This is a genomic window from Pseudarthrobacter sp. BRE9 (assembly GCF_031844305.1).
In the GTDB taxonomy this organism is placed as follows: domain Bacteria; phylum Actinomycetota; class Actinomycetes; order Actinomycetales; family Micrococcaceae; genus Arthrobacter.
On the sequence record NZ_JAUZUY010000001.1, the window covers coordinates 590,128 to 611,159 of the forward strand.

General features: G+C 67.1%; 19 protein-coding genes and 2 tRNA genes. 7 read left to right on the forward strand and 14 right to left on the reverse strand.

Translation table 11 applies throughout. From position 1 onward, the window contains the following. Positions 1–30: 30 nt before the first annotated feature. Positions 31–1,743 (reverse strand): glycoside hydrolase family 13 protein, encoded by a 1,713-nt coding sequence (locus tag Q9R31_RS02725; protein ID WP_311261194.1) that lies wholly within the window; start codon positions 1,741–1,743, stop codon positions 31–33. 95 nt (positions 1,744–1,838) lie between these two features. Between Q9R31_RS02725 and Q9R31_RS02730 the strand changes: the two genes are divergently transcribed. Continuing rightward, entirely contained in the window at positions 1,839–3,041 is a 1,203-nt protein-coding gene (locus Q9R31_RS02730) for an ROK family transcriptional regulator (protein ID WP_311261195.1), read from the forward strand. Positions 3,042–3,061: 20 nt separating this feature from the next. Here Q9R31_RS02730 and Q9R31_RS02735 read toward each other — a convergent pair whose 3' ends face one another. From Q9R31_RS02735 to Q9R31_RS02745, 3 genes are all read right to left on the reverse strand, one after another. Continuing rightward, positions 3,062–3,718: an SDR family oxidoreductase gene (locus tag Q9R31_RS02735; protein WP_311261196.1), complete on the reverse strand. Its 657-nt coding sequence runs from the start codon at positions 3,716–3,718 to the stop codon at positions 3,062–3,064. A gap of 16 nt (positions 3,719–3,734) precedes the next feature. Next, complete coding sequence (locus tag Q9R31_RS02740; RefSeq protein ID WP_311261197.1) at positions 3,735–4,292, reverse strand: dihydrofolate reductase family protein; 558 nt, start codon at positions 4,290–4,292, stop codon at positions 3,735–3,737. Positions 4,293–4,373: 81 nt separating this feature from the next. After that, a complete protein-coding gene (locus Q9R31_RS02745) occupies positions 4,374–5,033 on the reverse strand; it encodes a helix-turn-helix domain-containing protein (RefSeq protein ID WP_311261198.1) in 660 nt (219 codons plus the stop codon). 91 nt (positions 5,034–5,124) lie between these two features. On the opposite strand from Q9R31_RS02745, the gene Q9R31_RS02750 reads away from it, so the two are divergent. Both Q9R31_RS02750 and Q9R31_RS02755 read left to right on the forward strand, forming a co-directional pair. Further along, positions 5,125–5,577 (forward strand): nuclear transport factor 2 family protein, encoded by a 453-nt coding sequence (locus tag Q9R31_RS02750; RefSeq protein WP_311261199.1) that lies wholly within the window; start codon positions 5,125–5,127, stop codon positions 5,575–5,577. Beyond that, complete coding sequence (locus tag Q9R31_RS02755) at positions 5,574–6,473, forward strand: SDR family oxidoreductase (RefSeq protein WP_311261200.1); 900 nt, start codon at positions 5,574–5,576, stop codon at positions 6,471–6,473. Before Q9R31_RS02750 ends, Q9R31_RS02755 begins: the two co-directional genes overlap by 4 nt. A gap of 8 nt (positions 6,474–6,481) precedes the next feature. On the opposite strand, the gene yidC is transcribed toward Q9R31_RS02755, so the two are convergent. The 5 genes from yidC to Q9R31_RS02780 form a co-directional block, all read right to left on the reverse strand. Then, entirely contained in the window at positions 6,482–7,270 is a 789-nt protein-coding gene (gene yidC / locus Q9R31_RS02760) for a membrane protein insertase YidC (RefSeq protein WP_311261201.1), read from the reverse strand. A 91-nt stretch (positions 7,271–7,361) separates the two neighbouring features. Further along, positions 7,362–7,435: transfer RNA gene (locus tag Q9R31_RS02765), tRNA-Met, on the reverse strand. A gap of 60 nt (positions 7,436–7,495) precedes the next feature. After that, a tRNA-Thr gene (locus tag Q9R31_RS02770) sits at positions 7,496–7,567 on the reverse strand. A gap of 298 nt (positions 7,568–7,865) precedes the next feature. Continuing rightward, a complete protein-coding gene (locus Q9R31_RS02775; RefSeq protein ID WP_311261202.1) occupies positions 7,866–9,968 on the reverse strand; it encodes a DEAD/DEAH box helicase in 2,103 nt (700 codons plus the stop codon). 395 nt (positions 9,969–10,363) lie between these two features. After that, positions 10,364–11,017, reverse strand: coding sequence for an MOSC domain-containing protein (locus tag Q9R31_RS02780; protein WP_311261203.1), 654 nt, complete (start codon positions 11,015–11,017; stop codon positions 10,364–10,366). 96 nt (positions 11,018–11,113) lie between these two features. Between Q9R31_RS02780 and Q9R31_RS02785 the strand changes: the two genes are divergently transcribed. From Q9R31_RS02785 to Q9R31_RS02800, 4 genes are read left to right on the forward strand one after another with little or no spacing between them, the layout of a single operon-like run. Next, complete coding sequence (locus tag Q9R31_RS02785) at positions 11,114–11,734, forward strand: Tat pathway signal protein (protein ID WP_311261204.1); 621 nt, start codon at positions 11,114–11,116, stop codon at positions 11,732–11,734. 3 nt (positions 11,735–11,737) lie between these two features. Next, on the forward strand, positions 11,738–12,949 hold the full coding sequence (locus Q9R31_RS02790) for a glutathionylspermidine synthase family protein (protein ID WP_311261205.1): 1,212 nt from the start codon (positions 11,738–11,740) through the stop codon (positions 12,947–12,949). Positions 12,950–12,962: 13 nt separating this feature from the next. Further along, positions 12,963–14,456 carry an APC family permease gene (locus Q9R31_RS02795; protein ID WP_311261206.1) on the forward strand — a complete coding sequence of 498 codons (1,494 nt, stop codon included), beginning with the start codon at positions 12,963–12,965 and terminating at the stop codon, positions 14,454–14,456. 26 nt (positions 14,457–14,482) lie between these two features. After that, positions 14,483–15,655 carry an acyl-CoA dehydrogenase family protein gene (locus Q9R31_RS02800; RefSeq protein ID WP_397428201.1) on the forward strand — a complete coding sequence of 391 codons (1,173 nt, stop codon included), beginning with the start codon at positions 14,483–14,485 and terminating at the stop codon, positions 15,653–15,655. Between the two features lie 74 nt (positions 15,656–15,729). Here the strand turns inward: Q9R31_RS02800 and Q9R31_RS02805 are convergent, their stop codons facing one another. The 5 genes from Q9R31_RS02805 to Q9R31_RS02825 are packed head-to-tail and all read right to left on the reverse strand — an operon-like array spanning position 15,730 to position 21,020. Further along, positions 15,730–16,500 carry an SDR family oxidoreductase gene (locus Q9R31_RS02805; protein WP_311261208.1) on the reverse strand — a complete coding sequence of 257 codons (771 nt, stop codon included), beginning with the start codon at positions 16,498–16,500 and terminating at the stop codon, positions 15,730–15,732. A 25-nt stretch (positions 16,501–16,525) separates the two neighbouring features. Continuing rightward, entirely contained in the window at positions 16,526–17,890 is a 1,365-nt protein-coding gene (locus Q9R31_RS02810; RefSeq protein ID WP_311261209.1) for an MFS transporter, read from the reverse strand. Further along, positions 17,887–18,393, reverse strand: a complete 507-nt coding sequence (locus tag Q9R31_RS02815; protein WP_311261210.1) for a helix-turn-helix domain-containing protein — start codon at positions 18,391–18,393, stop codon at positions 17,887–17,889. Before Q9R31_RS02815 ends, Q9R31_RS02810 begins: the two co-directional genes overlap by 4 nt. 52 nt (positions 18,394–18,445) lie before the next feature. Next, positions 18,446–19,609: a cystathionine gamma-synthase gene (locus tag Q9R31_RS02820; protein WP_311261211.1), complete on the reverse strand. Its 1,164-nt coding sequence runs from the start codon at positions 19,607–19,609 to the stop codon at positions 18,446–18,448. A 25-nt stretch (positions 19,610–19,634) separates the two neighbouring features. Further along, positions 19,635–21,020: a cystathionine beta-synthase gene (locus Q9R31_RS02825; protein WP_311261212.1), complete on the reverse strand. Its 1,386-nt coding sequence runs from the start codon at positions 21,018–21,020 to the stop codon at positions 19,635–19,637. Positions 21,021–21,032 lie beyond the last annotated feature (12 nt).

The following is a 21,032-nucleotide window of genomic DNA, read 5'->3' on the forward strand; positions in this document are numbered from 1 at the left end:
GGCTTTGGCAGGACTTCAGGCACGCCCAACTCAGCGCAGCCAGGCTGTGGTGTTGGCCGGCAGCTTGCCGTCTTCCAGCGGGCCGCTGCTGACCAGCACCTCGCCGGCCGGAAGGTCGACGGCGGTGTTCCCGAAGTTGGTCACGGACTGCCAGCCGTTGGGCCGCTTGAAGTGCAGGACGTCCGGGTTGCCATTCCCAACCCATTCGAGTTCCTCATCGGTCAGCAGCTCGCGGCGGAGCTTCAGGGCCGTGCGGTAGAGCTCCAGGGTGGAGCCTTGGGTGCCGTCCTGCGCTTCCACGGCGTACTTGCTGAACCAGTCCGGCTGCGGCAGGTGGGAGCCGCCGTCGCCGAATCCGAAGGAGGTGCCTTCCACCTTCCAGGGCAGGGGCACGCGGCAGCCGTCGCGGCCGATCTCCACGCCCTTGTTGCGGAAGAAGGACGGATCCTGCCGCTCCGATTCGGGAATTTCGGCCACTTCCTGAAGGCCCAGTTCCTCGCCCTGGTACAGGTAGGCGGACCCGGGAACGGCGAGCATCAGCAGGGTGGCTGCCCGTGCACGGCGTTCGCCCAGTTCGACGTCCAGCTGGTCCTTGGGGCCGCCGGCGAGCAGCCAGTCCTTGCCGTCCTGGCCCTTGGCGCCGGCCTTTTCCTTGGCCACCTGGGGCAGTCCGTAGCGGGTGGCGTGCCGGACCACGTCGTGGTTGGAGAAGACCCACGTGGAGGAGGCACCAGTGGCGGCGGCCTCGGCCAGGTTGCGGGTGATGATCTCCTTGTACTCGGCGGCGTCGAAGTCGGCCTGCAGCAGGTCGAAGTTGAACGCCTGGCCCAGGCCCTGGGGGCTGGCGTAGCGGGCACGGCGGGTGGCGTGCACCCAGGCTTCGGCCACGGCGGTGCGCGGCGGGTTGTACTCGTTGAACACCTCACGCCATTCGGCGTAGATCTCGTGGACTTCGTCGCGGTCCCAGAACGGGTGCGAGCCGTCGTCGAATCCGTCCACGCCGGTGTTGGCGGCGCTCAGTTCCAGCTTGGAGAGCAGCGGCTCGGTGAGGTCCTTGGTGAGGGCGTGCGCCACGTCGACGCGGAAACCGTCCACGCCGCGGTCGGACCAGAAGCGCAGGGTCTTCAGGAAGTCATCCCGGATTTCCCGGTTGGACCAGTTCAGGTCCGGCTGCTCCTTGGCAAAGATATGCATGTACCACTGGCCGGGAGTGCCGTCCGGTTCGGTAATGCGCGCCCAGGCGGGTCCGCCGAACACCGAGTCCCAGTCCGACGGCGGGAACTCACCGTTGGGGCCCTTGCCGTCACGGAAGATGTAGCGGTCGCGTTCCGGCGAACCCTTCGGCGAGGCCAGCGCTTCCTGGAACCACTTGTGCCGGTTGGAGGAGTGGTTCGGGACGATGTCCGCGATCAGCTTGATGCCGGCGTCGTGCAGGGCCTTGGCCATTTCGTCAAAGTCGTCCAGCGTGCCCAGCTTGGGATCCACGTCGCGGTAGTCGTCCACGTCGTAGCCGCCGTCGGCGAGCGCGGACGGGTAGAACGGGCTCAGCCATACAGCGTCGATTCCCAGCGACTTCAGATACGGAACCTTGGCGGTAATGCCTTTCAGGTCACCGATGCCATCACCGTTGGAGTCAGCGAAGCTGCGCGGGTAGATCTGGTAGACGGAGGCCTGGCGCCACCAGTTGGGGTCGGCCGGACGGTCGGAGTCGGACAGGGTTGCCAGCGTGGCAGTGGTGGACAAGGGGTGGTCCTTTTCTTCGAAGCAGGTACATTTATATTGAATCTAAATTTACTTCCCAACTATTATCCGGTGCTTTGGACAGGAAGGTCAACAGCATGGCTGAACTGGTTCCGGCGACTCCCCAACTGCTGCGGCGGGTCAGTGCCGGCGCGGTCCTGGAGTTCCTGCGCGCCTCCGCCGCCGTGACCGTCACGGACGTCATGGCAGCCACGGGCCTGACCCGCGCCACCACCATCGCCGTCTGCGAGGACCTGGTCCGCCGGGGCTGGGTCCTGGAGCGGGAGAACCAGCGCGAGTTCGGCGGGTACCACAAGGGCCGCCCTGCCCGCCGGTTCGAAATCAACGACCGCGCGGGCGTGGTCCTGGGCATGGACATCGGCTACTCCAAGGTCACCGTGGTGGTTTCCGACCTCCGGGGCAGGACCCTGGGACGGTCCAGCCAGCCCTTCCAGGCCGGGGAGGTGGACTCCGGGGAACGCATTGCCTTCATCGACGGCGTGGCCGAGTCGGCACTGCGCTCGGCCGGAGCGGGATCAGGCCAGGTGCTGGCCGTCTGCGCCGGAGTTGCCGCGCCCGTGGACCGGCACGGCGACGTGGTGGCCACGCAGAAGTTCTGGGGACTGTTCGACCTGGGGCTGCAGCCTGCCCTCAAAGAGACCCGGGGATGGACGGTCCTCCTCGAAAACGACGCCAACCTTGCGGCCCTGGGTGACCGCTGGCGGGGGGCCGCCGCGGGGATTGACGACGTCGTGGTGATCCTGGCCAGCGAACGGCTGGGTTCCGGCATTGTGGAGGGCGGGCGGCTGGTCCACGGAACCCGGGGCAGCGCCGGAGAGCTTGCGTACCTGGACCTGGTGGAAGGCGTGGGCGACACCTACGGCATCGCGCACCTTGCCCGTACGTGGGCCGCCGAAGCCCTGGCCACCCCGGTCCCCACCGCCCTCCGCTCGCTCCAGGACGGGCGGGTGGAGGCCGAGCAGGTCTTCGCCGCTGCAAAGGAGGGCGACGCTGTGGCGCTGGGTATCCTGGACCGGCTGGCGGACAGGATGGCACGGGTGGTGGGGACCATTTCCACCCTGCTCAATCCGGAACTGGTGGTGATTGGCGGCGGCGTGGCCGATTCCGCGGACGTACTGCTCGCGCCCATCAGCGAGCGCCTGACCGGGTTCACCGCTACCCCCGCCCGTGTGGCTGTGTCTCCGCTGGGCGACTCCATCGTCACGGTGGGTGCCGTGCGCTGCGCCCTGGACTACGTGGAGAAGAATTCCCTGGACCTGGAGCTGGCTGCTCCGGCATAGCCGCCTCCCCGCGCCGCGGCTTACGCGCGCGGTCCCAGCGCGGCCGCCACCGGCAGGGTGCCGTCGCGGAACTCAATGGTCCGCCCCGCGGTTTGGGGCAGGTCCAGCACCGCCGCCGCAACGATCGCCGTGTTGGCGCGCGAGGTGTCACGGTCCCCCTCCGGGGAGGGGTCGACGTCGATCAGCCCGGTTCCCGGCTTGTCCGTTAGTGCCCCGGGGCCGAGGATGGTCCAGGCGAGCCCAGTGCCGCGGAGATACTCGTCTGCTGCCGCCTTGGCTTCGGCATAGGCAAAGAAGCTGTTGCCTTCCGGCACCCCGTGATCCTTGCCAGCGCCGAAGTAGGACACCATGACGTACCGGTCCACTCCCGCCTGGGCGGCGGCATCCATGGAACGGATCGCGGCGTCCCGGTCCACGGCGTAGGTGCGGTCCGGATTGCCGCCACCGGCGCCGGCAGACCAGACCACGGCGTCGTGGCCAGCCAGCGCGTCGGTGATTTCCGCCGTCGTCGAATTCTCCACGTCCAGGACCGACGGCGAGGCGCCGGTGGCAGTGACGTCCCCCGCGTGGTCCGGATTCCGGATGAACGACGTGACGGAGTGGCCTTCGCTGGTGAGGAGCTGGGACAGGAGGAGGGCCACTTTCCCGTGGCCGCCAATGATGGCGATGCGTGTCATGCCCCCATTCTGCCTTCTAGGCAAGGCGTCCGTAGCGCAGGTACACCACACCGTTTCCGAACCGGCGCTCGTCCAGCAGTGCGAACCGGGCGTCCAGTCCGTCCGGCAGGAAGCGCAGGCCGCCGCCGACGGCAACCGGGGTGATGAAGAACTGGCACTCGTCGACGAGCCCGGCTTTGAGGGCATGCGCCGCGAGGGTGGGGCCGCCGATGCTGATGTTCCTGTCCGTGCCGGCCTTCAGCTCCCGCACCGCTTCCGGGAGGAACCGCCGCTCCAGCCGGGTCCGGGGCGTGGCGGCGCTGTCCAGCGACGTCGAGTACACCACCTTGTCCGCCCCCTGCCAAATGCGGGCGTAGTCCTGGATTATCGGCGGGTCCTCGGCAGTGCCCAGGGTTTCCCAAACGGACATCACCTGGTACATCCGCCGGCCCAGGAGGTAGGTGCCCACATCCCGCTCAAGGTCGTTGATGAACGCGTGGACTTCCTCGTCGGGAGCAGACCAGTTGAAGTTCCCGTCCTTGTCTGCCGTATAGCCGTCGAGGGACATGATTGCGGAATAGATCAGCTGCGCCATGGGCCCATTCTGCCGACGGAGTTCCCCTGCGAACAGGCCTGGCCGCTGGAAAGCCGGCACGGACCCGCCATGCGCCCCGGTCTACAGCAGGTTCGCCGCCAGCGTCCGGGCGATGAACGTGCCGTACCGTTCGGCGGACCATCCCCGTTTGAGGACAAGGGTTTCATAGAGCTCCGCTGCGGTACAGGTAAACATCACGTCCGCTGCCTCCGTGTCATCAAGGCCCGCCCGCAGGAGTCCCCTGCCGACAAGTTGCCGGGCATTGTGGAGCATCCGCCGGTACCGGGCGTCGTCCACCTCCGCCAGCAAGGCAGCCATGGCTGCGTCCCCTCCGGCCGCAGCGTCCCGGATCAGAAGGAAGACCGGAGCCCCCAGGGGGCTGACCTCGGTGGTGAAGCGGCCCAACTGCTCCATCAGCGCCGCAGGATCGTTGGTTGTCAGCTGCGCCAGGTCGGATCGCTGCTCGGCCGGCGCGCCGCCGGCACCGAGGAGGCTCTCCTCGTAAATCGCGCGCACCAGCCCCGGCTTGCCGCCAAAGTTCTTATAGACCGTTTCAGGCGACACCCCTGCTGCCCGTGCGATCTCGGCGATCGTCGTGGCACCGAACCCCTTGGCCAGGAACAACTCCCTGGCCCGGGCACGCACGGTATGCAACGCCTCATCGGCGAGCTGCCGGCGTCGGCGGGCATCATAGGCGCGCTTCGGGGTCTGTTTCCCGGAGGCATTGACTGGGCTTTGCATGCAGTCCTACACTCCAATCAATACAGTCAACTGTATTGAAATCAATCTAACAGGCAATGGCCTCCCAGGGCCAAGCACCAAGGAGCACTCCATGGACACGCCAGCAGGCGTGGACCGCCTCCCGGACGGCCCTGTTCGCCGCATGTTCCAAGCAGCCCGGACGCACGATCTCGACGCCATGGTGGCAGAGTTTGTCGAAGACTACGTCAACACCACCCCCAACCACCCGGCCCGCAGCTTCACCGGACGGGCACAGGTGCGGTCCAACTGGTCTGCGCTGTTCGCCGGGATTCCGGATCTGCAGGTGGAGGTACGCGATGCGGCAACCGGTGCCGATGGGAAAGTCTGGGTGGAATGGGAGTCGCACGGCACCCGCCGGGACGGCTTGGCCGTTGAGCAGGCGGGAGTGGCGATCTTCAGCCTTCGCGGAGACCGGCTGTCGGCCGCCAGGTTCTATCTGGAACCGGTGGAACGCGACACGGGTGACGTGAACGCCGCAGTGCGGTCCGTGGCCGGGGCGGGTCCTGAAGGGTCACGGCCATGATCCTCCTGGTCGGGGCTACAGGTGATCTGGGCGGCAGGGTTGCCAGGCAACTTCGCCATGCCGGTCACGGCGTCCGCTGCCTGGTCCGGCAGAACACGGACGGTTCGCAGCTGCAGGCGCTCGGCGCAGAAGTTGCCCGCGGCGACCTCACCGACGCTGCCTCGCTGGCACCAGCGTGCGAAGGCATCGATACCGTAATCGCTACGGCCACGGCCATGACCCGCCGTTTGCAGGGCAGCAGCAATGCCGGCATCCGGGAGATCGACGAGTTGGGGATGGGTCATCTCATCGATGCTGCCGAGGCCGCGGGGGTCCGCCGCTTCGTCTACCTGTCCTTCGCCGGAATCGAAACCGCTGTCGAGACGCCATTGAGGCACGCAAAGCTGGCCATGGAGCGCCGTCTGGCGGCCTCCGTCATGCAAACGGTCGTCGTGCGGCCGGACGGATTCCAGGAAGTCCACTTCTCTCCCACCGCCCGTTTTGACATGGCGGGCGGCAAAGTGTCGGTCATCGGAAAGGGCGACAGGAAGGCGCGGTGGGTGGCGACCCAGGACGTGGCAGACCTCCTCTGCGCCGTGGCCCTGGAGCCGGGCCCGCCCCGGCTCATCGAGTTCGGCGGACCGGAGCCGCTGACGAAGAACGAAGCCGGCGCAATCGCCGGGGAGCTGATGCACCGCACCATGAAGATGCAGCACATGCCGCGTATCCTGGCCCGCCTCGCAGTACGTGTCCTTAGCCGCCACCAGGACGGCCTGGCATCGGCGCTCGGGGCGGGCCTGACGACGGACCTTACCGAGGCCACCTGGGACGACAAGCCCCTTCGCCAACGCGGAATCGACCCCAGGCCTGTCAGCGATTTCCTCAGGGAGCAGGCCCGGGCCTACGGCAGCGGCTGACGCTGCGCTCACTGCTTTCGCGACACCAGGAACTGTTGGCCCAGCGTCCAGAGGTTGGAGACCGTCCAGTAGACCAGGACTCCAATGGGAAAGAAGATCCCGCCCACGCCGAAGACCACGGGCAGGACGTAAAGGAGGATTTTCTGCTGGCGCACCAGCGGGCTCTCGCTGTCCTGGCCCGCCATGGTCCGTGAGGCCACGAGTTTCTGCGTCAGGAATTGGCTGGCAATCATCACCAGGATCATGACGACGGCGAGCACGGCCACGGCCGCCGGCTCTCCTCCGCCGTGCAGCAGGGAAGCTGACAGCGGTGCCCCCAGGATGCTGGAGGAGTCGAACTGGACCACCTGGTCGTGGCCCATCACGCCAATGCCCCCGCCCTGCCGTGAGGCGTTGGAAATTCCCGACAGCACCTGGAAAAGCGCCAGGAAGAACGGTGCCTGGATCAATAGTGGCAGGCACGCCGAGAATGGGTTGGTGCCGTGTTTCCGGTACAGGTCCATCTGTTCCTGGGCCATGGCCTGCCGCGACGCCTGGTCCGTCCTGCCCCGGTACCTGTCCTGGAGCTCCTTCAGGTCCGGCTGCAGGAGCCGCATCCTGCGCTGGGCCCGCACCTGTGCCAGGAACACCGGGATCAAGGCCGCGCGGATGACCAGCACCAGCCCGATGATGGACAGTGTCCAGGTCCAGCCGCCCGCGGCCGGCATGCCCAGGGTGCTCAGTCCGTCGTGGAAAGCCACCATGATGGCGGACACCAGCCACCGGAACGGCTCCAGCACCGCCGTGAAAAAGTCCACCGATCCCCCGTCCGCACGTTGCTGCCAAGCTACTGCGGATCCGGGAAACAGGAAAGCCCCCGGGATCCATGGATTCCGGGGGCTTAGCCTGTAGCGGTGGGGAGGCTCGATCTCCCGACCTCACGATTATGAGTCGTGCGCTCTAACCAACTGAGCTACACCGCCACGAATGAGAAAAACCTGTGTCAAGCCGGTCAAACCGCCTTGACACAGGCCCTCATTCAGAGCCCCCCACCGGAATCGATCCGGTGACCTCGTTCTTACCAAGAACGCGCTCTACCACTGAGCTAGGGGGGCAACGAGTAAATACTCTACCGGAAGATTTACGCACCAACAAATCGGCATCAGGAGCGCTTCCGGGCCGCTGGCAGACGCCCTCTTACGGACAGCGGGAGCAGCTTTTTCCGCGGAATTCCGGGGCTGTAGAGGCCGGAGAGAGCACAACGGACGACGGCGGGAAGCACCTTCCGGGGGCGTCGCACCATCCCGTCGGGGCAGGAATGTGGTGAGGCCCACACCCTGGTGGTTAAACGCCGATGGGCCGGCTCGGAAGCCGGCCCATCGCCGTCGTCAATTCCTCAACGCGAGGGGTGGTTTACCACTTGCCCTTGCGGTTGAAGTCGCGGTGTCCGCTGTCGCCGCCGCTGCGGGGCTTGCGGGAGCCGTCGCCGTGTCCGGAGAAGCGGGAGTCGCCCGCCTGGCCACGGTCGCTGAAGGAACGCTCGCTGTACGAACGGCCGCCGCGGTCAGCCGAGGACCGCTCGCCGTCGTTCTTGCGGAATTCCTTCTTGAACCCGCCGTTGCCCTTGAAGTTGCCCCCGCGGTCGCCGCCACGGTTGCCCTGGTAGGCGCCGCGGTCACCGGAGGGCTTGCGGCCGTTGTCCAGCTCGAGGTGGATCAGCTCGCCGCCGATCCGGGTGCGGGACAGGGCGCGCAGCTGCTCGGGGCTCAGGTCCGCGGGCAGCTCCACAAGGGAGTGGTCCGAGCGGATGTCGATCCCGCCGATCTGCGCCGAGGAGATGCCGCCCTCGTTGGCAATGGCGCCAACGATGGAGCCGGGCATGACGCGCTGGCGGCGGCCCACCGCGATGCGGTAGGTGGCGTTGCCCTCGGTCAGTGCACGGGTAGGCCCACGGGAGCCAAAGCCGTCCTTGGAACGTTCACGCTTCTGGAACTCGGGAGCAGCCGGCAGTTCCTTGACCAGCAGCGGCTGCCCGCCCTGGGCCATGACGGCCAGTGCCGCAGCGATTTCTGCTGCCGGCACCTTGTGCTCTTCCTCGTAGGAAGCGATCAGGTCGCGGAACATCGAGACGTCCTCGGATTCAAGGGTCTCGGTGATGCGCTCGGCGAACTTGCCCAGGCGCAGCGAGTTCACGGTCTCGGCGGTGGGCAGGTGCATCTGCTCCACCGGCTGGCGGGTGGCCTTTTCGATCGCACGCAGCAGGTACTTCTCCCGCGGAGTCATGAACAGGATCGCCTCACCGCTGCGGCCCGCGCGGCCCGTGCGGCCGATGCGGTGCACGTAGGACTCGGTGTCGTGCGGGATGTCGTAGTTGACCACGTGGCTGATGCGCTCCACGTCCAGGCCGCGGGCGGCGACGTCGGTGGCCACCAGGATGTCGATGCGGCCTTCCTTCAGCGCGTCCACGGTGCGCTCGCGCTGCTGCTGCGGGATGTCACCGTTGATGGCGGCGGCCTGGAAACCGCGGGACTTCAGCTTGTCAGCCAGGTCCTCCGTAGCCATCTTGGTGCGCACGAAGGCGATGACGCCGTCGAACTCTTCCACCTCGAGGATGCGGGTCATGGCATCAAGCTTGTGCGGGCCCATGACCTGCAGGTACCGCTGGCGGGTGTTGGCGCCGGTGGTGGTCTTGGACTTGACGGAGATCTCGGCCGGGTTGTTCAGGTACTGCTTGGACATGCGGCGGATCTGGCTCGGCATCGTGGCCGAGAACAGCGCAACCTGGCGGTCCGACGGGGTCTGCTGGAAGATCTGCTCCACGTCTTCAGCGAAGCCCATGCGCAGCATCTCGTCGGCCTCATCCAGCACCAGGTACTGGAGCTCGGAGAGGTCCAGGGACCCCTTGGAGATGTGGTCGATCACGCGGCCGGGGGTACCAACTACAACCTGGGCACCGCGGCGCAGGCCAGCGAGCTGGGGACCGTAGGCGGAGCCGCCGTAGACGGGCAGCACAGTGAAGTCATCGATGTGCTTGGCGTAGGAGGTGAACGCCTCAGCCACCTGGAGCGCGAGCTCACGGGTGGGGGCCAGCACCAGGGCCTGCGTCTTGCGGGACGGGCCGTTGAGGTCGTGGAGTTCGGCCAGGCGGGACAGTGCCGGTACTGCGAATGCTGCAGTCTTACCGGTGCCGGTCTGGGCGAGGCCCACCACGTCGCGGCCTTCGAGCAGCAGCGGGATGGTGGCGGCCTGGATGGGCGACGGCTTCTCGTAGCCAACATCCTGCAGGGCGGCCAGGACACGGCCGTCGATACCAAGGTCGGCGAAGCGCACGCCGTCTTCTTCGTCCTCGTCAGCCTTGGGAGCCGGGGCTTCTTCGGCTTTCGCTTCGGGAGCGGCCGGGGCGGCTTCGGGAGCCTCGGCGGTTACGCCGGCCGCCTCTGCTGCGGGGGCAGCGGGCTCGGTGAATTCGATGCTGGCGGTTGCTTCGGTGGTGGCGTCGTTGTGATTTTCGGGCATAGGGAGATATTCCTCATCCATAGGGGGCCAGGCGGCACTACCCGAGGTGAGCGGAGCCGCAGTACGCGTGCCGATGATGCCGGGCAAACGTTGACCGGCCGGTCACAGAAGTCCGGCGCTTTCGCAATCCCGTGGCAGGACTTCGCGCTGCATCTCTTGGCTGCTATCCCAGCAGTCTGTACAGCGTTTTCTTTAGCCGGCTCTCCCTATGAAAATGCCCGCATCGCTTGCGCGGGCCCCAACACTTGCCAGTCCTGCCTCAAAAATTGGGCAGGAATAAGGGATTTCCGGAGTGGGGGATGTTTCAAGTGTAAGGTATGGACGCCACTGACCGCCAATTCAGTGTCCGACGGCGGCGGTGAGCTTGCGCACACTGCCCGCCCCAGGCGGGGGTGCTACTGCCCCAGCCGCCGCAGCAGCACCTCGAACTTGGTGTGGTATTCGTCCTGCAGCCTGATCTCGCCGTCGGCCTCTGCACTGCGGAGGGCCTCGACGACCTCCGCGTCCGGCGCACTGAACCATCTGCCGATAGTGACGCCGTGACGCGGCAGGAAGGTCCGCTCGATGGTGTCGCCGGCCCCGATGCTGCCGGTGCGGATAACGCGCAGGTACGTCCCCACCCGCCCCTCGTCGGTGAACCGCTTTACCCACTGCGGTTCCTTCATGCGGCGCTGGAACGTGGCGCAGGGGGTGCGCGGGGAGGTGACTTCGAGTTCGACGTCGGTCCCCACCTTCCAGCGCTCCCCGATGACGGCGTGGGTGGCTTCGATGCCGGACACCCGCAGGTTTTCACCGAAGGTGCCCGGCGGCAGTTCGCGTCCCAGCGTCCGGGCCCAGAAGTCGGCATCAGCCTGGGAGTAGGCGTAGACGGCCTGGTCCTCCCCGCCGTGGTGCGCCCTGTTGGCCTGGATGTCTCCGCGCAGGCCTAGCTTGTGGACCTTCACCGGACCATCCGCCGGGCGCTTGTCGATGGCCGTGACGCCAACGTTCCCCTGGTCCCCGATGAGCTGGTGGACGCGGCAGACGGCGAGGACGGTGGCGGCTTCCATGGCTCCAGTCTAGGGTCTGGGGCTAGGCTGATCCGAGGATTGCAATTGGGGGTGCAGCGCTGTGCCCAATTCACGTGGACAACTGAAGGGGACGCTGTGGACTCAAACACCATGGACCCGAACGAGGACCCCAACAAGGACCAGGACAAAGCGGGGCAGGGGCCCTCGGAACCAGGGACCGGCAGCACCGCCAAGCCGCCGCCCTGGCAGGTTCCCAAGCCGGACCTGCGCCCCGAACTCCTCAACGAGCCCGTCACCCCTGTTGACCCGTTCGCACGGGAGCGGGAAAAACAGCTCAACGATGCGGCAGCGCGGAAGAAGCGCTCCCAGCGGCGCACGGTGGTGGTGGGCCTGGGCGTGACGGCCCTCCTGGCCGGAACCATTACGGCGGTGGTGGCCAGCAACCAGGACGACCCCGAGTACGCACAGGTGTGCTTCAACGACGAAACCGGCGAGCGCGTGGAGGACAGGAACTGCGACAGTTCGGCCGGGAGGGGTGGCGGGATCTACGCCTGGTACTTCTTCTCCCGTGGCGCCTACGTCCCGCCGATAGGGCAGAACCGGTCATCCGCGCCCAATTACACCAGGACTGTTCCCAGCGGGGCCAAGGCGTCCACGGGCTACAGCAGCACGGGCGGCACGGTCAGCCGCGGTGGTTTCGGCTCAAGCGCCAAGAGCGGCTCAAGCGGTGGCGGCGGCAAGGTTTCGGGGGGCTGACGAATGAAGAGGATGTTGTCCGAACCCCGTCCGGGGTGGAAACAGAAGATCGAAGAGCAGGGCCTGGTGTTCTCCACCACCACGATGGATGACGGGCGCCGGATCGAGTACTGGAACGAGTCCGCGTACTACGAATTCACCATGGACGAGGTGGAGACCCTCGAGGTGGTGGCCGAGGACATGCACCGGATGTGCCTGGAGGCCGCGAAATTCCTGGCCACCGGCGCCATGGGCAGCATCGGCATCGGCCCCCAGGCCCTGGAACTGGCGGCCGAATCGCTGCAGGCCGGCGACGTGGACGTGTACGGCCGGTTCGACTTCATCTACGACGGCCAGGGCGGTCCGGCCAAGATGCTCGAATACAACGCCGACACCCCCACCGGACTCATCGAGGCCGCCGTCGCCCAATGGTTCTGGCTGCAGGACGTCCACCCGGAGAAGGACCAGTGGAACGGCATCCATGAAGCCCTGATCAGGCAGTGGAAGAAGTTCCAGTACCGCACAGGCATGAGTACCCTGCACGTTGCCCATTCGGAGGTGGAAGAATCGGGCGAGGACTGGATGACCGCGGCCTACATGCGCGACGTCGCCGGCCAGGCCGGGTGGACCACCATTGGGATCAATATGTCCGATATCGGCTGGGACCCCAACCTGAACCGCTTCGTGGACCTGGACAACTTTCTGATCAGCACCATCTTCAAGCTCTACCCCTGGGAGCTGATGATGAAGGAGGAGTTCGGCCCCCGCCTCCTGGAGCGGGCGCACAACCCGCGCTGGGTGGAGCCGGCCTGGAAGATGCTGCTCTCCAACAAGGCCCTGCTCGCTGCCCTGTGGCACCTGTACCCCGGCCATCCCAACCTGCTGCCTGCCTACCTCACCGATCCGGGGCCGCTGAAAGAATGGGTGGCCAAGCCCCTCCACGGCCGCGAAGGCGACAACATCCGGATCCACGCGGACGGTATCAGCCTGGAGCAGCCCGGCGGCTACGGCCGGGAGGGCTGGTGCTACCAGCAGTACCACCCCCTGCCGGACTTTGACGGCAACCACCCGGTCCTGGGCCTCTGGGTGGTGGACGGCGAGTCCGTGGGCTGCGGCATCCGGGAATCGGACGGGCCGGTCACGGACTACTACTGCCGCTTCGTTCCCAACACCATTGACGCGCCGGCGCCGCTTTCCGCGGTGGCCGATACCACCAAGGCAGGAATCGTTCTATGAAACCGGTGACAGCATGAGCACGGACATGACGACGACGGGAGGCCCCCGCCGCGGGGCCGGCGCCACGGTGCCCGCCAAGGGGTTGCGGGCCGGGATCCTCGACTTGGGCGACTCGGTGATGCTGGGCCTTGCCTCCACCGCCCCGGTGTACTCGCTGGCCGCCACCCTTGGCCTCATCGTTGCGGTCAACGGCAACTACACTCCCCTGATCCTGCTGCTGGGCTTCATTCCGGTCCTGTTCATCGCCTACGCCTTCCGCGAGCTCAACAGCGCCATCCCGGACTGCGGCACCACCTTCACCTGGTCCCGCCAGGCCTTCGGGCCTTGGGCGGGCTGGCTGGGCGGGTGGGGCGTGGCACTTGCCGGCATCGTGGTCCTGGCAAACCTTGCCCAGGTGGCAGGACAGTATCTCTGGCTGCTGGTGGGCGACGGATCGCTGGCGGAGAACAAACTGCTGGTCACCGGCACGGGCCTGCTGTTCATCCTCCTCATGACCCTGGTGAACTACCGCGGGATCCGGCTCGGCGAACACGTCCAGCGGGTGCTGACGTACGTGCAGTACATAGCCTTGGGCGTTTTCGCACTGGCCATCGTGGTGCGGATCGTGGGCGGCGCGCCGGAGGGGCAGGCCTTTGATGCCGAATGGTTCAACCCGGCCGGCGCCTTCGCCGACCCGGGTGCCGTGGTCCACGGCGCCCTCCTGGCCCTGTTCATCTACTGGGGCTGGGACACCTGCCTGGCGGTGAACGAGGAAACCGAGAACCCCTCTACGACTCCGGGCCGCGGGGCCGTGATCTCGGCGTTCGTCCTGGTGGCGATCTATGTTTCCGTGGCGCTGCTGGTGATGATGTACGCCACCGTGGGCTCGGAGGGGATCGGGCTGGGCAACGAGGCCAACCAGGACGACGTCTTCCTGGCCATGAAGGACGTGGTGCTGGGCCCATGGGGCTGGCTGATCGTCGTCGCGGTTTTGGCGTCTGTCCTGTCCTCCACCCAGACCACCATCCTGCCCACGGCCCGGGGGACCCTCTCCATGGGTGTCCACGGCGCCCTGCCGGCCAAATTCGGAGAGGTGCACCCGCGCAACCAGACACCGGGTTTCTCCACCCAGGTGATGGGCGGAGCGGCGGGGGCCTACTACGTGGCGATGAGCTTCCTAAGCGAAAACCTGCTGGCGGACTCCATCAGTGCCATCAGCCTGTTCATCGCGTTCTACTACGCCCTGACCGGTTTCGCCTGTTTCTGGTACTTCCGCGGAACGCTGCGGGAATCGGCGCGCAACCTCTGGTTCCGCGGCATCCTGCCCCTGGCCGGGGCGCTGCTGCTGACGGCGGCGTTCTTCATCTCGGCCGTGCAGATGTGGGACCCCGCCTATGGTGACACCCAGATCTTCGGCGTGGGGGGCGCCTTCGTGAGCGGGGTCCTGCTGCTGGCGCTCGGCGTGGTCCTCGCCGTCGTCTGCCGTTTCCTGCCCTCCACCCGCGGCTACTTCAAGGTGAAGAAATGACCGGTGAAGAAATGACGGGTGAAGCCATGACCTCCGGGGCCGATGTCCTGGACCTCGATTCCCTGCTGTCGGCCGGGGAACTGGAGCTCCGGCAGAAGATCCGCGACTTCACCAACCAGCGCATCAAACCGGAGATTGCCCGCTGGTACGACGACGCCGTCTTTCCCCTGGAGCTAGCCCCGGAGCTGGGTGAACTGGGGGTCCTCGGGATGCACCTGGAAGGCTACGGCTGCCCCGGCCGGTCCGCCGTCGAATACGGCCTCGCGGCCATGGAACTGGAGGCCGGCGATTCCGGCATCCGCACCTTCGTCTCCGTCCAGGGCTCGTTGGCCATGACGGCCATCCATGCCTGGGGGTCCGAGGAGCAGAAACAGGAGTGGCTTCCCCGGATGGCGGCCGGGGAAGTCATCGGCTGTTTTGCCCTGACCGAGCCGACGGCCGGGTCAGATCCCGCCTCCATGGCCACCTTCGCCGAGCGGGACGGCAGCGGAGATGACGCCGGCTGGGTGCTCAACGGCGCCAAGCGCTGGATCGGGCTGGCCTCCGTGGCCGGTGTAATGGTGGTGTGGGCCATGACGGACGACGGCGTGCACGGTTTCCTGGTGCCGGCCGGCACGCCCGGCGTGACGGCCACGCCCATCGGGCAGAAGCTGTCCATGCGCGCCTCCATCCAGTGCGATGTGGTGTTCGACGGCGTCCGGCTGGGCCCTGAGGCCCTGCTGCCGGGTGCGCGGGGGCTGCGCGGCCCGTTCACCTGCCTGAACGAGGCCCGGTACGGCATTGCGTGGGGTGCCATGGGCGCGGCCCGGGATTCCTACGAGGCCGCACTGGCCTACTCCCAGGACCGGCTGCAGTTCGGCAAGCCGCTGGCCGGCTACCAGCTCACGCAGGAAAAGCTGGTGAACATGCTGCTGGAGATCCAGAAGGGCACCCTGTTGGCGCTGCACCTGGGCCGGCTGAAGGACGCCGGGACCATCCGGCCGGAGCAGATATCAATGGGCAAGCTGAACAACGTCCGCGAGGCGATTGCCGTGGCGCGGGAGGCCCGGTCCATCCTGGGCGGCAACGGCATCACCACGGATTACTCACCGCTGCGGCACGCCGCGAACCTGGAGTCGGTCCGCACTTATGAGGGCACGGACGAGGTGCACACCCTGATCCTCGGCCGCCACATCACCGGCCTGGACGCCTTCCACTGACCTTCCCCCCCAACTAGGTAGCGCTAAGTGTCGTTCTGGGGGCTCAAAACGACACTTCGCGCTACCTAGTTGGGTCAGGCCGAGAAGCCGCCGTCGGCCTTGATGAGTTGCCCGGAGACCCAGCGGCCGGCGGGTGAGAGCAGGAATGCTACCGTTCCGGCGACGTCGGCCGGGGTGCCCAGCCTGCCGGTGGGCTGCCGCGCGGTGAGTTCCACGCGGATCTCCGGGGTCATCCAGCCCGTGTCCACAGGCCCGGGGTTCAGCACGTTCGCCGAGATCCCCTGCGGACCCAGCTCACGGGCGGCTGCAATCATGATCCTGTCCAGCGCCCCCTTCGAAGCCCCGTAGGGAAGGTTGAACGCTGTGTGGTCACTGGTCAGCGCAACGATCGCGCCGCCGTCGTCCGTTGCCTGCCGCGCAAACGCGGCGATCAGCTGCCAGCTGGCGCGCGTGTTCACGGCGAAGTGCCGGTCAAACGACTCAACGCTGGTGTCCAGCACGCCCGAGTCCACTGATTCCGCATGGCTGAGCACCAGGCCCTGCAGCGGGCCGGCCAGCTGTGCGGCCTCAGCCACGAGCCGGTCCGGGACACCGGGATCCTGGAGGTCGGCTGACAGGACATGGACCTTGGCGCCAATGGCTTCCAGCTCGGCGGTAAGGCGGACCACTTCCTCGGGTTCACTCCCCCACGGCATGCGGGCGTCGTAGTCGGCCCAGTAGGACAGGGTGAGGTCCCAGCCGTCCGCCGCGAGCTGCCGGGCAATACCGGCACCGATGCCGGCCAGCCGGCCGACGCCGGTGACCAGGGCAACCGGGCGGGCAGGGGCGGGTGCGGCGGGTTCCATCGGACCAGCCTAGCGGTGGCCCGCTTCAGGCCGTAGCCGGCTCCGCTTCCTGCGGACTGCGGTTCCTGCGGATGGTGGCACTGATGACCGCGGCAATAGTGCACATGGCCGCTGCCCCCAGCCAGGCGTAGGTGTAGTGGCCGGTGGCGTCCCGCAGGGCCCCGGCGGTGATGGCGGCCGCGGCGGCACCCAGCTGGTGGGCTGCGAACACCCACCCGAAGACCACGCTTCCGTCAGCACCGAACGTTTCGCGGCAGATGGCGGCCGTCGGTGGGACGGTGGCCACCCAGTCCAGGCCGTAGATCACCACGAACACGATCATGCTGGGCTGCACCTCGGCGTTCAGCAGCAGCGGGAGCACCAGCAGGCCGATGCCGCGGAACTGGTAGTAGACGGCGAGCAGGACGCGGGGGTTGAACCGGTCGGTCAGCCAGCCTGAGGCGATGGTCCCGATGATGTCGAAAATTCCGACGACGGCGAGCAGCCCTGCGGCCGTGGTTTCCGGCATGCCGTGGTCGTGGGCGGAGGGGATGAAGTGGGTGCCGATCAGGCCGTTGGTGGTGGCCCCGCAGATCGCGAATCCGGCCACGAGGGCCCAGAACGTGCGGACCCTGCTGGCGCGTTTGAGGACCTGGAGTGCCCGGACGGCGGCGTTGCTGCGCGGGCGGGCGTCCAGTTCGGCTGCCTGGGATGCTGCCTGCTCGTCATCGGCCACCGGTTCCGCGCCGAACGGCAGCACCCCGGCGTCGGCCGGAGAGTTCTTGAGGAACTTCAGCACCAGCGGGACCACGGCCAAGGCGCCTGCGGCGATGAGCAGCGAGGCCTGCCGCCAGCCGGGATCCTGGGCGAGCACGGCAATGACTGGAAGGAAGACCAACTGACCGGCGGCGCTGCCGGCGGTGAGGATGCCGATCACGAGTCCGCGGCTCTTGACGAACCAGGTGTTGGCGATGGTGGCGGCGAAGACCAGGGCCATGGATCCCGTGCCGAGGCCGATGAGGAGGCCCCAGGTGAGCAGGATTTGCCAGGACTGGTTGACCAGCACCGTCAGGGCGCTGCCCATGCCGATCAGGACCAGGGCCGTTGCCGTGACCGCCCGGATGCCGAACCGTTCCATCAGGGCGGCGGCGAACGGCGCCGTGAGGCCGAAGAGCACCAGGTTGATGCTGACGGCGGCCGAGAGTACGGTGGTGGACCAGCCGAATTCCTGCTGCAGCGGAACCATGAGGACCCCCGGGGCCGCCCGGAAACCGGCAGCTCCCACCAGCGCCAGGAAGGCGACGGCGGCAACGATCCAGGCCGGATGCAGGCGGCGCGGCTGCCCAGAGGGGGCTGGGAGGGTTGTGGTTTCATCCGGCACTGCTGCTGCTTTTCCGGGCAGGGCACTCATGCTGCGGTTCCTTCCCGGGCGGCAGTGGACAGTGGAATCGGCTGTTCGGACCTGGACCGGCTGTGCCAGCTGGTGTTGGCCGCCGTCAGCCGTTCGCCGCACCGGGTGCAGGTGTCCGCCGAGGTGGTGGGTTCCCCGCAGCCGGTGTGGATCACATACAGGTGTGCCTGGTCCGAGGGCGCGGGCAGGTGCTTCTCGGCCCAGATGGTGACCGCGTTCAGGACCGGGAGCGCGTCCTCACCCTTGGGAGTGAGCACGTACTCCTGGCGGGTCCGGCCGCCGTCGTCGTATGCCTTCTTCGCGAGCAGCCCGGACTCAACCAGGCCTGCCAGGCGTTTGGTGAGCACGGAGTCCGCCACCTCCAGCCGGCTTTTCATGGCGTCGAAGCGCCCGTTCCCGAAGAAGACCTCGCGGAGCACCAGGATGGACCAGGGGTCGCCGAGGATGTCCAGGCCGCGGGCCATGCTGCAGCTGCGTTGGGACCAGTCGGAGCGAAGAGGCATAGGGCAAACCCTAGCTGGCTTTCCTGAAGAAAGCCACCCCCTGTGGGAGATGCTAGGGGATGGCGGAGAAGGCCTGGTCCAGGTCCGCGATCAGGTCCTCGACGTCCTCGATGCCGCAGGACAGCCTCAGCAAGTTGACCGGGACGGCCAGCTCGGTGCCTTTGACGGACGCGTGGGTCATCTCGGAGGGGTAGTTCATGAGCGACTCAATCCCGCCCAGGGACTCCGCGAGGGTGAACACGGAGGTGGACTCGGCCACCTTCCGGGCCGCAGCCTCACCGCCCTTGAACTGCACCGAGACCATGCCGCCGAACTTGCGCATCTGCTTTTTGGCGAGCTCGTGGCCGGGGTGGGTGGGCAGGCCCGGATACAGGACGGCCTCCACCTCCGGGCGTTCCAGCAGCCACTCGGCCACGGCCTGGCCGTTCTCACTGTGCCGGTCCATGCGGACGCCCAGGGTCTTCAGTCCGCGCGTGGTGAGGAAGGCGTCCATCGGGCCGGACACGGCTCCCACGGCGAACTGGACGAAGCCGATCTTTTCGGCCAGCTCCGCGTCCTTCACCACGACGGCGCCGCCGACTACGTCCGAGTGGCCGCCGATGTACTTGGTGGTGGAGTGGACAACGACGTCGGCACCCAGGGTGAGCGGGGTCTGCAGGTAGGGGGACGCGAAGGTGTTGTCGACCACCAGGAGGGCCCCGGCGTCGTGCGCTATGTCTGCGAGCGCTGCGATGTCGGTGATCTTCATCAGCGGATTGGAGGGCGTCTCCACCCACACGAAGCGGGTCTTGTGGGAAGCCACGGCATCGCGGACCATGTCCAGGTTGGCCATATCGACGGGGGTATTGCCGATCCCCCAGTCGCCAAGGACCCGGCTGATCAGCCGGTAGGTGCCGCCGTAGGCGTCGTTGCCGAGCACGATGTGGTCACCGGGGCGGGTGAGCGCGCGGATGAGAGCGTCCTCCGCGGCCAGGCCGGAGCTGAAGCTGTAGGCGTGGGTGCCCACTTCCAGCGCCGCAAGCTGTTCCTGCAGGGCGTCCCTGGTGGGGTTGCCGCCGCGTCCGTATTCGTAGCCGCTGCGCAGGCCGCCGATCCCGTCCTGGGCGTAGGTGGAGCTGAAGTGCAGCGGCGGCACCACGGCTCCGGTGCGGGGCTCGAAGTCCTGGCCGGCGTGGACGGCGCGGGTGTTGAAACCTTGGTTTTCAGAGGCGGGCATGGGTGCTCCTTTGCTGTGACGCAGATCAGTTGCTGAGGTAGGCCAGCAGGTCGTGCCGGGTGAGGATGCCAACGGGGGCACCCACGAACGTGACCATCAGGGTGTCCGTGTCGGAGAGCAGTTCCCTGGCGGCGGAGATGGTTTCCAGCGATCCGATGACGGGCAACTTGGGCCCCATGTGCTCGGAAATCTTGTCCGTCAGCTTGGCTTCGCCGCGGAACAGTTTGGCCGTGAGGCTGCGCTCGTCCACCGCACCCAGGACCTCGCCCATGACAACGGGCGGTTCCTGCGACAGCACCGGGATGTGGCTGACGCCGAACTCGTTCATGATGTTGATGACGTCGCGGACCGACTCGTTGGGGTGGATGTGCACCAGGTCCGGCAGCTCGCCGTTCTTGGACTTGATGACCTCCCCCACGGAGGTTTCCTCGCCGCCGGAGAGGAAGCCGTAGGAGCGCATCCACTGGTCGTTGAAGATCTTGGCCAGGTAGCCGCGTCCGGAGTCAGGGAGGATGACCACGACGACGGCGCTTTCGGGCAGGTCCCGCGCCGCCTGCAGCGCGGCTACTACGGCCATGCCCGAGGAGCCGCCCACCAGCAGTCCCTCTTCCCGGGCCAGGCGGCGGGTCATGGCGAAGGAGTCGGCGTCGCTGACGGCGATCACGTCGTCCGGGATCGTTTTGTCATAGTTGGCCGGCCACATGTCCTCGCCGACGCCCTCCACAAAGTAGGGCCGCCCGGTACCACCCGAGTAGACCGAGCCCGCGGGGTCGGCGCCGATGATCCGGACCACGCCGCCGTCGGACTCCGGCCGGTCCGCCGAGACCTCCTTGAGGTACCGCCCGGTACCGGTGATGGTGCCGCCCGTGCCGGCGCCAATGACGCAGTGCGTGACCTTGCCGTCGGTATCCTGCCAGATCTCCGGGCCGGTGGTTTTGTAGTGGCTGCCCGGGGCGGCCGGATTGGAGAACTGGTCCGGCTTGTAGGCGCCCGGCGTCTCCCGGGTGATCCGGTCCGAGACACCGTAGTAGCTTTGGGGGCTGTCCGGCGGGACGGAGGTGGGCGTGACCACCACTTCCGCGCCGTAAGCCTGCAGCACGGCGCGCTTGTCCTCGCCCACCTTGTCCGGGACCACGAAGATGCACTTGTAGCCCTTCTGCTGCGCCACGAGGGCAAGGCCCACTCCGGTGTTGCCGGAGGTGGGCTCCACGATGGTGCCGCCGGGCTTCAGCTTGCCGTCCCGTTCGGCGTCCTCGATCATTTGCGCCGCGATGCGGTCCTTGATGGATCCGCCCGGGTTCAGGTACTCAAGTTTGACCAGGACAGTGGCTTTGATGCCTTCGGTCACGTGGTTGAGTTTGATGAGCGGGGTGTTGCCGATGAGGTCCAGGATGGACTGGGCGTACTTCATAGGTACAAAGCT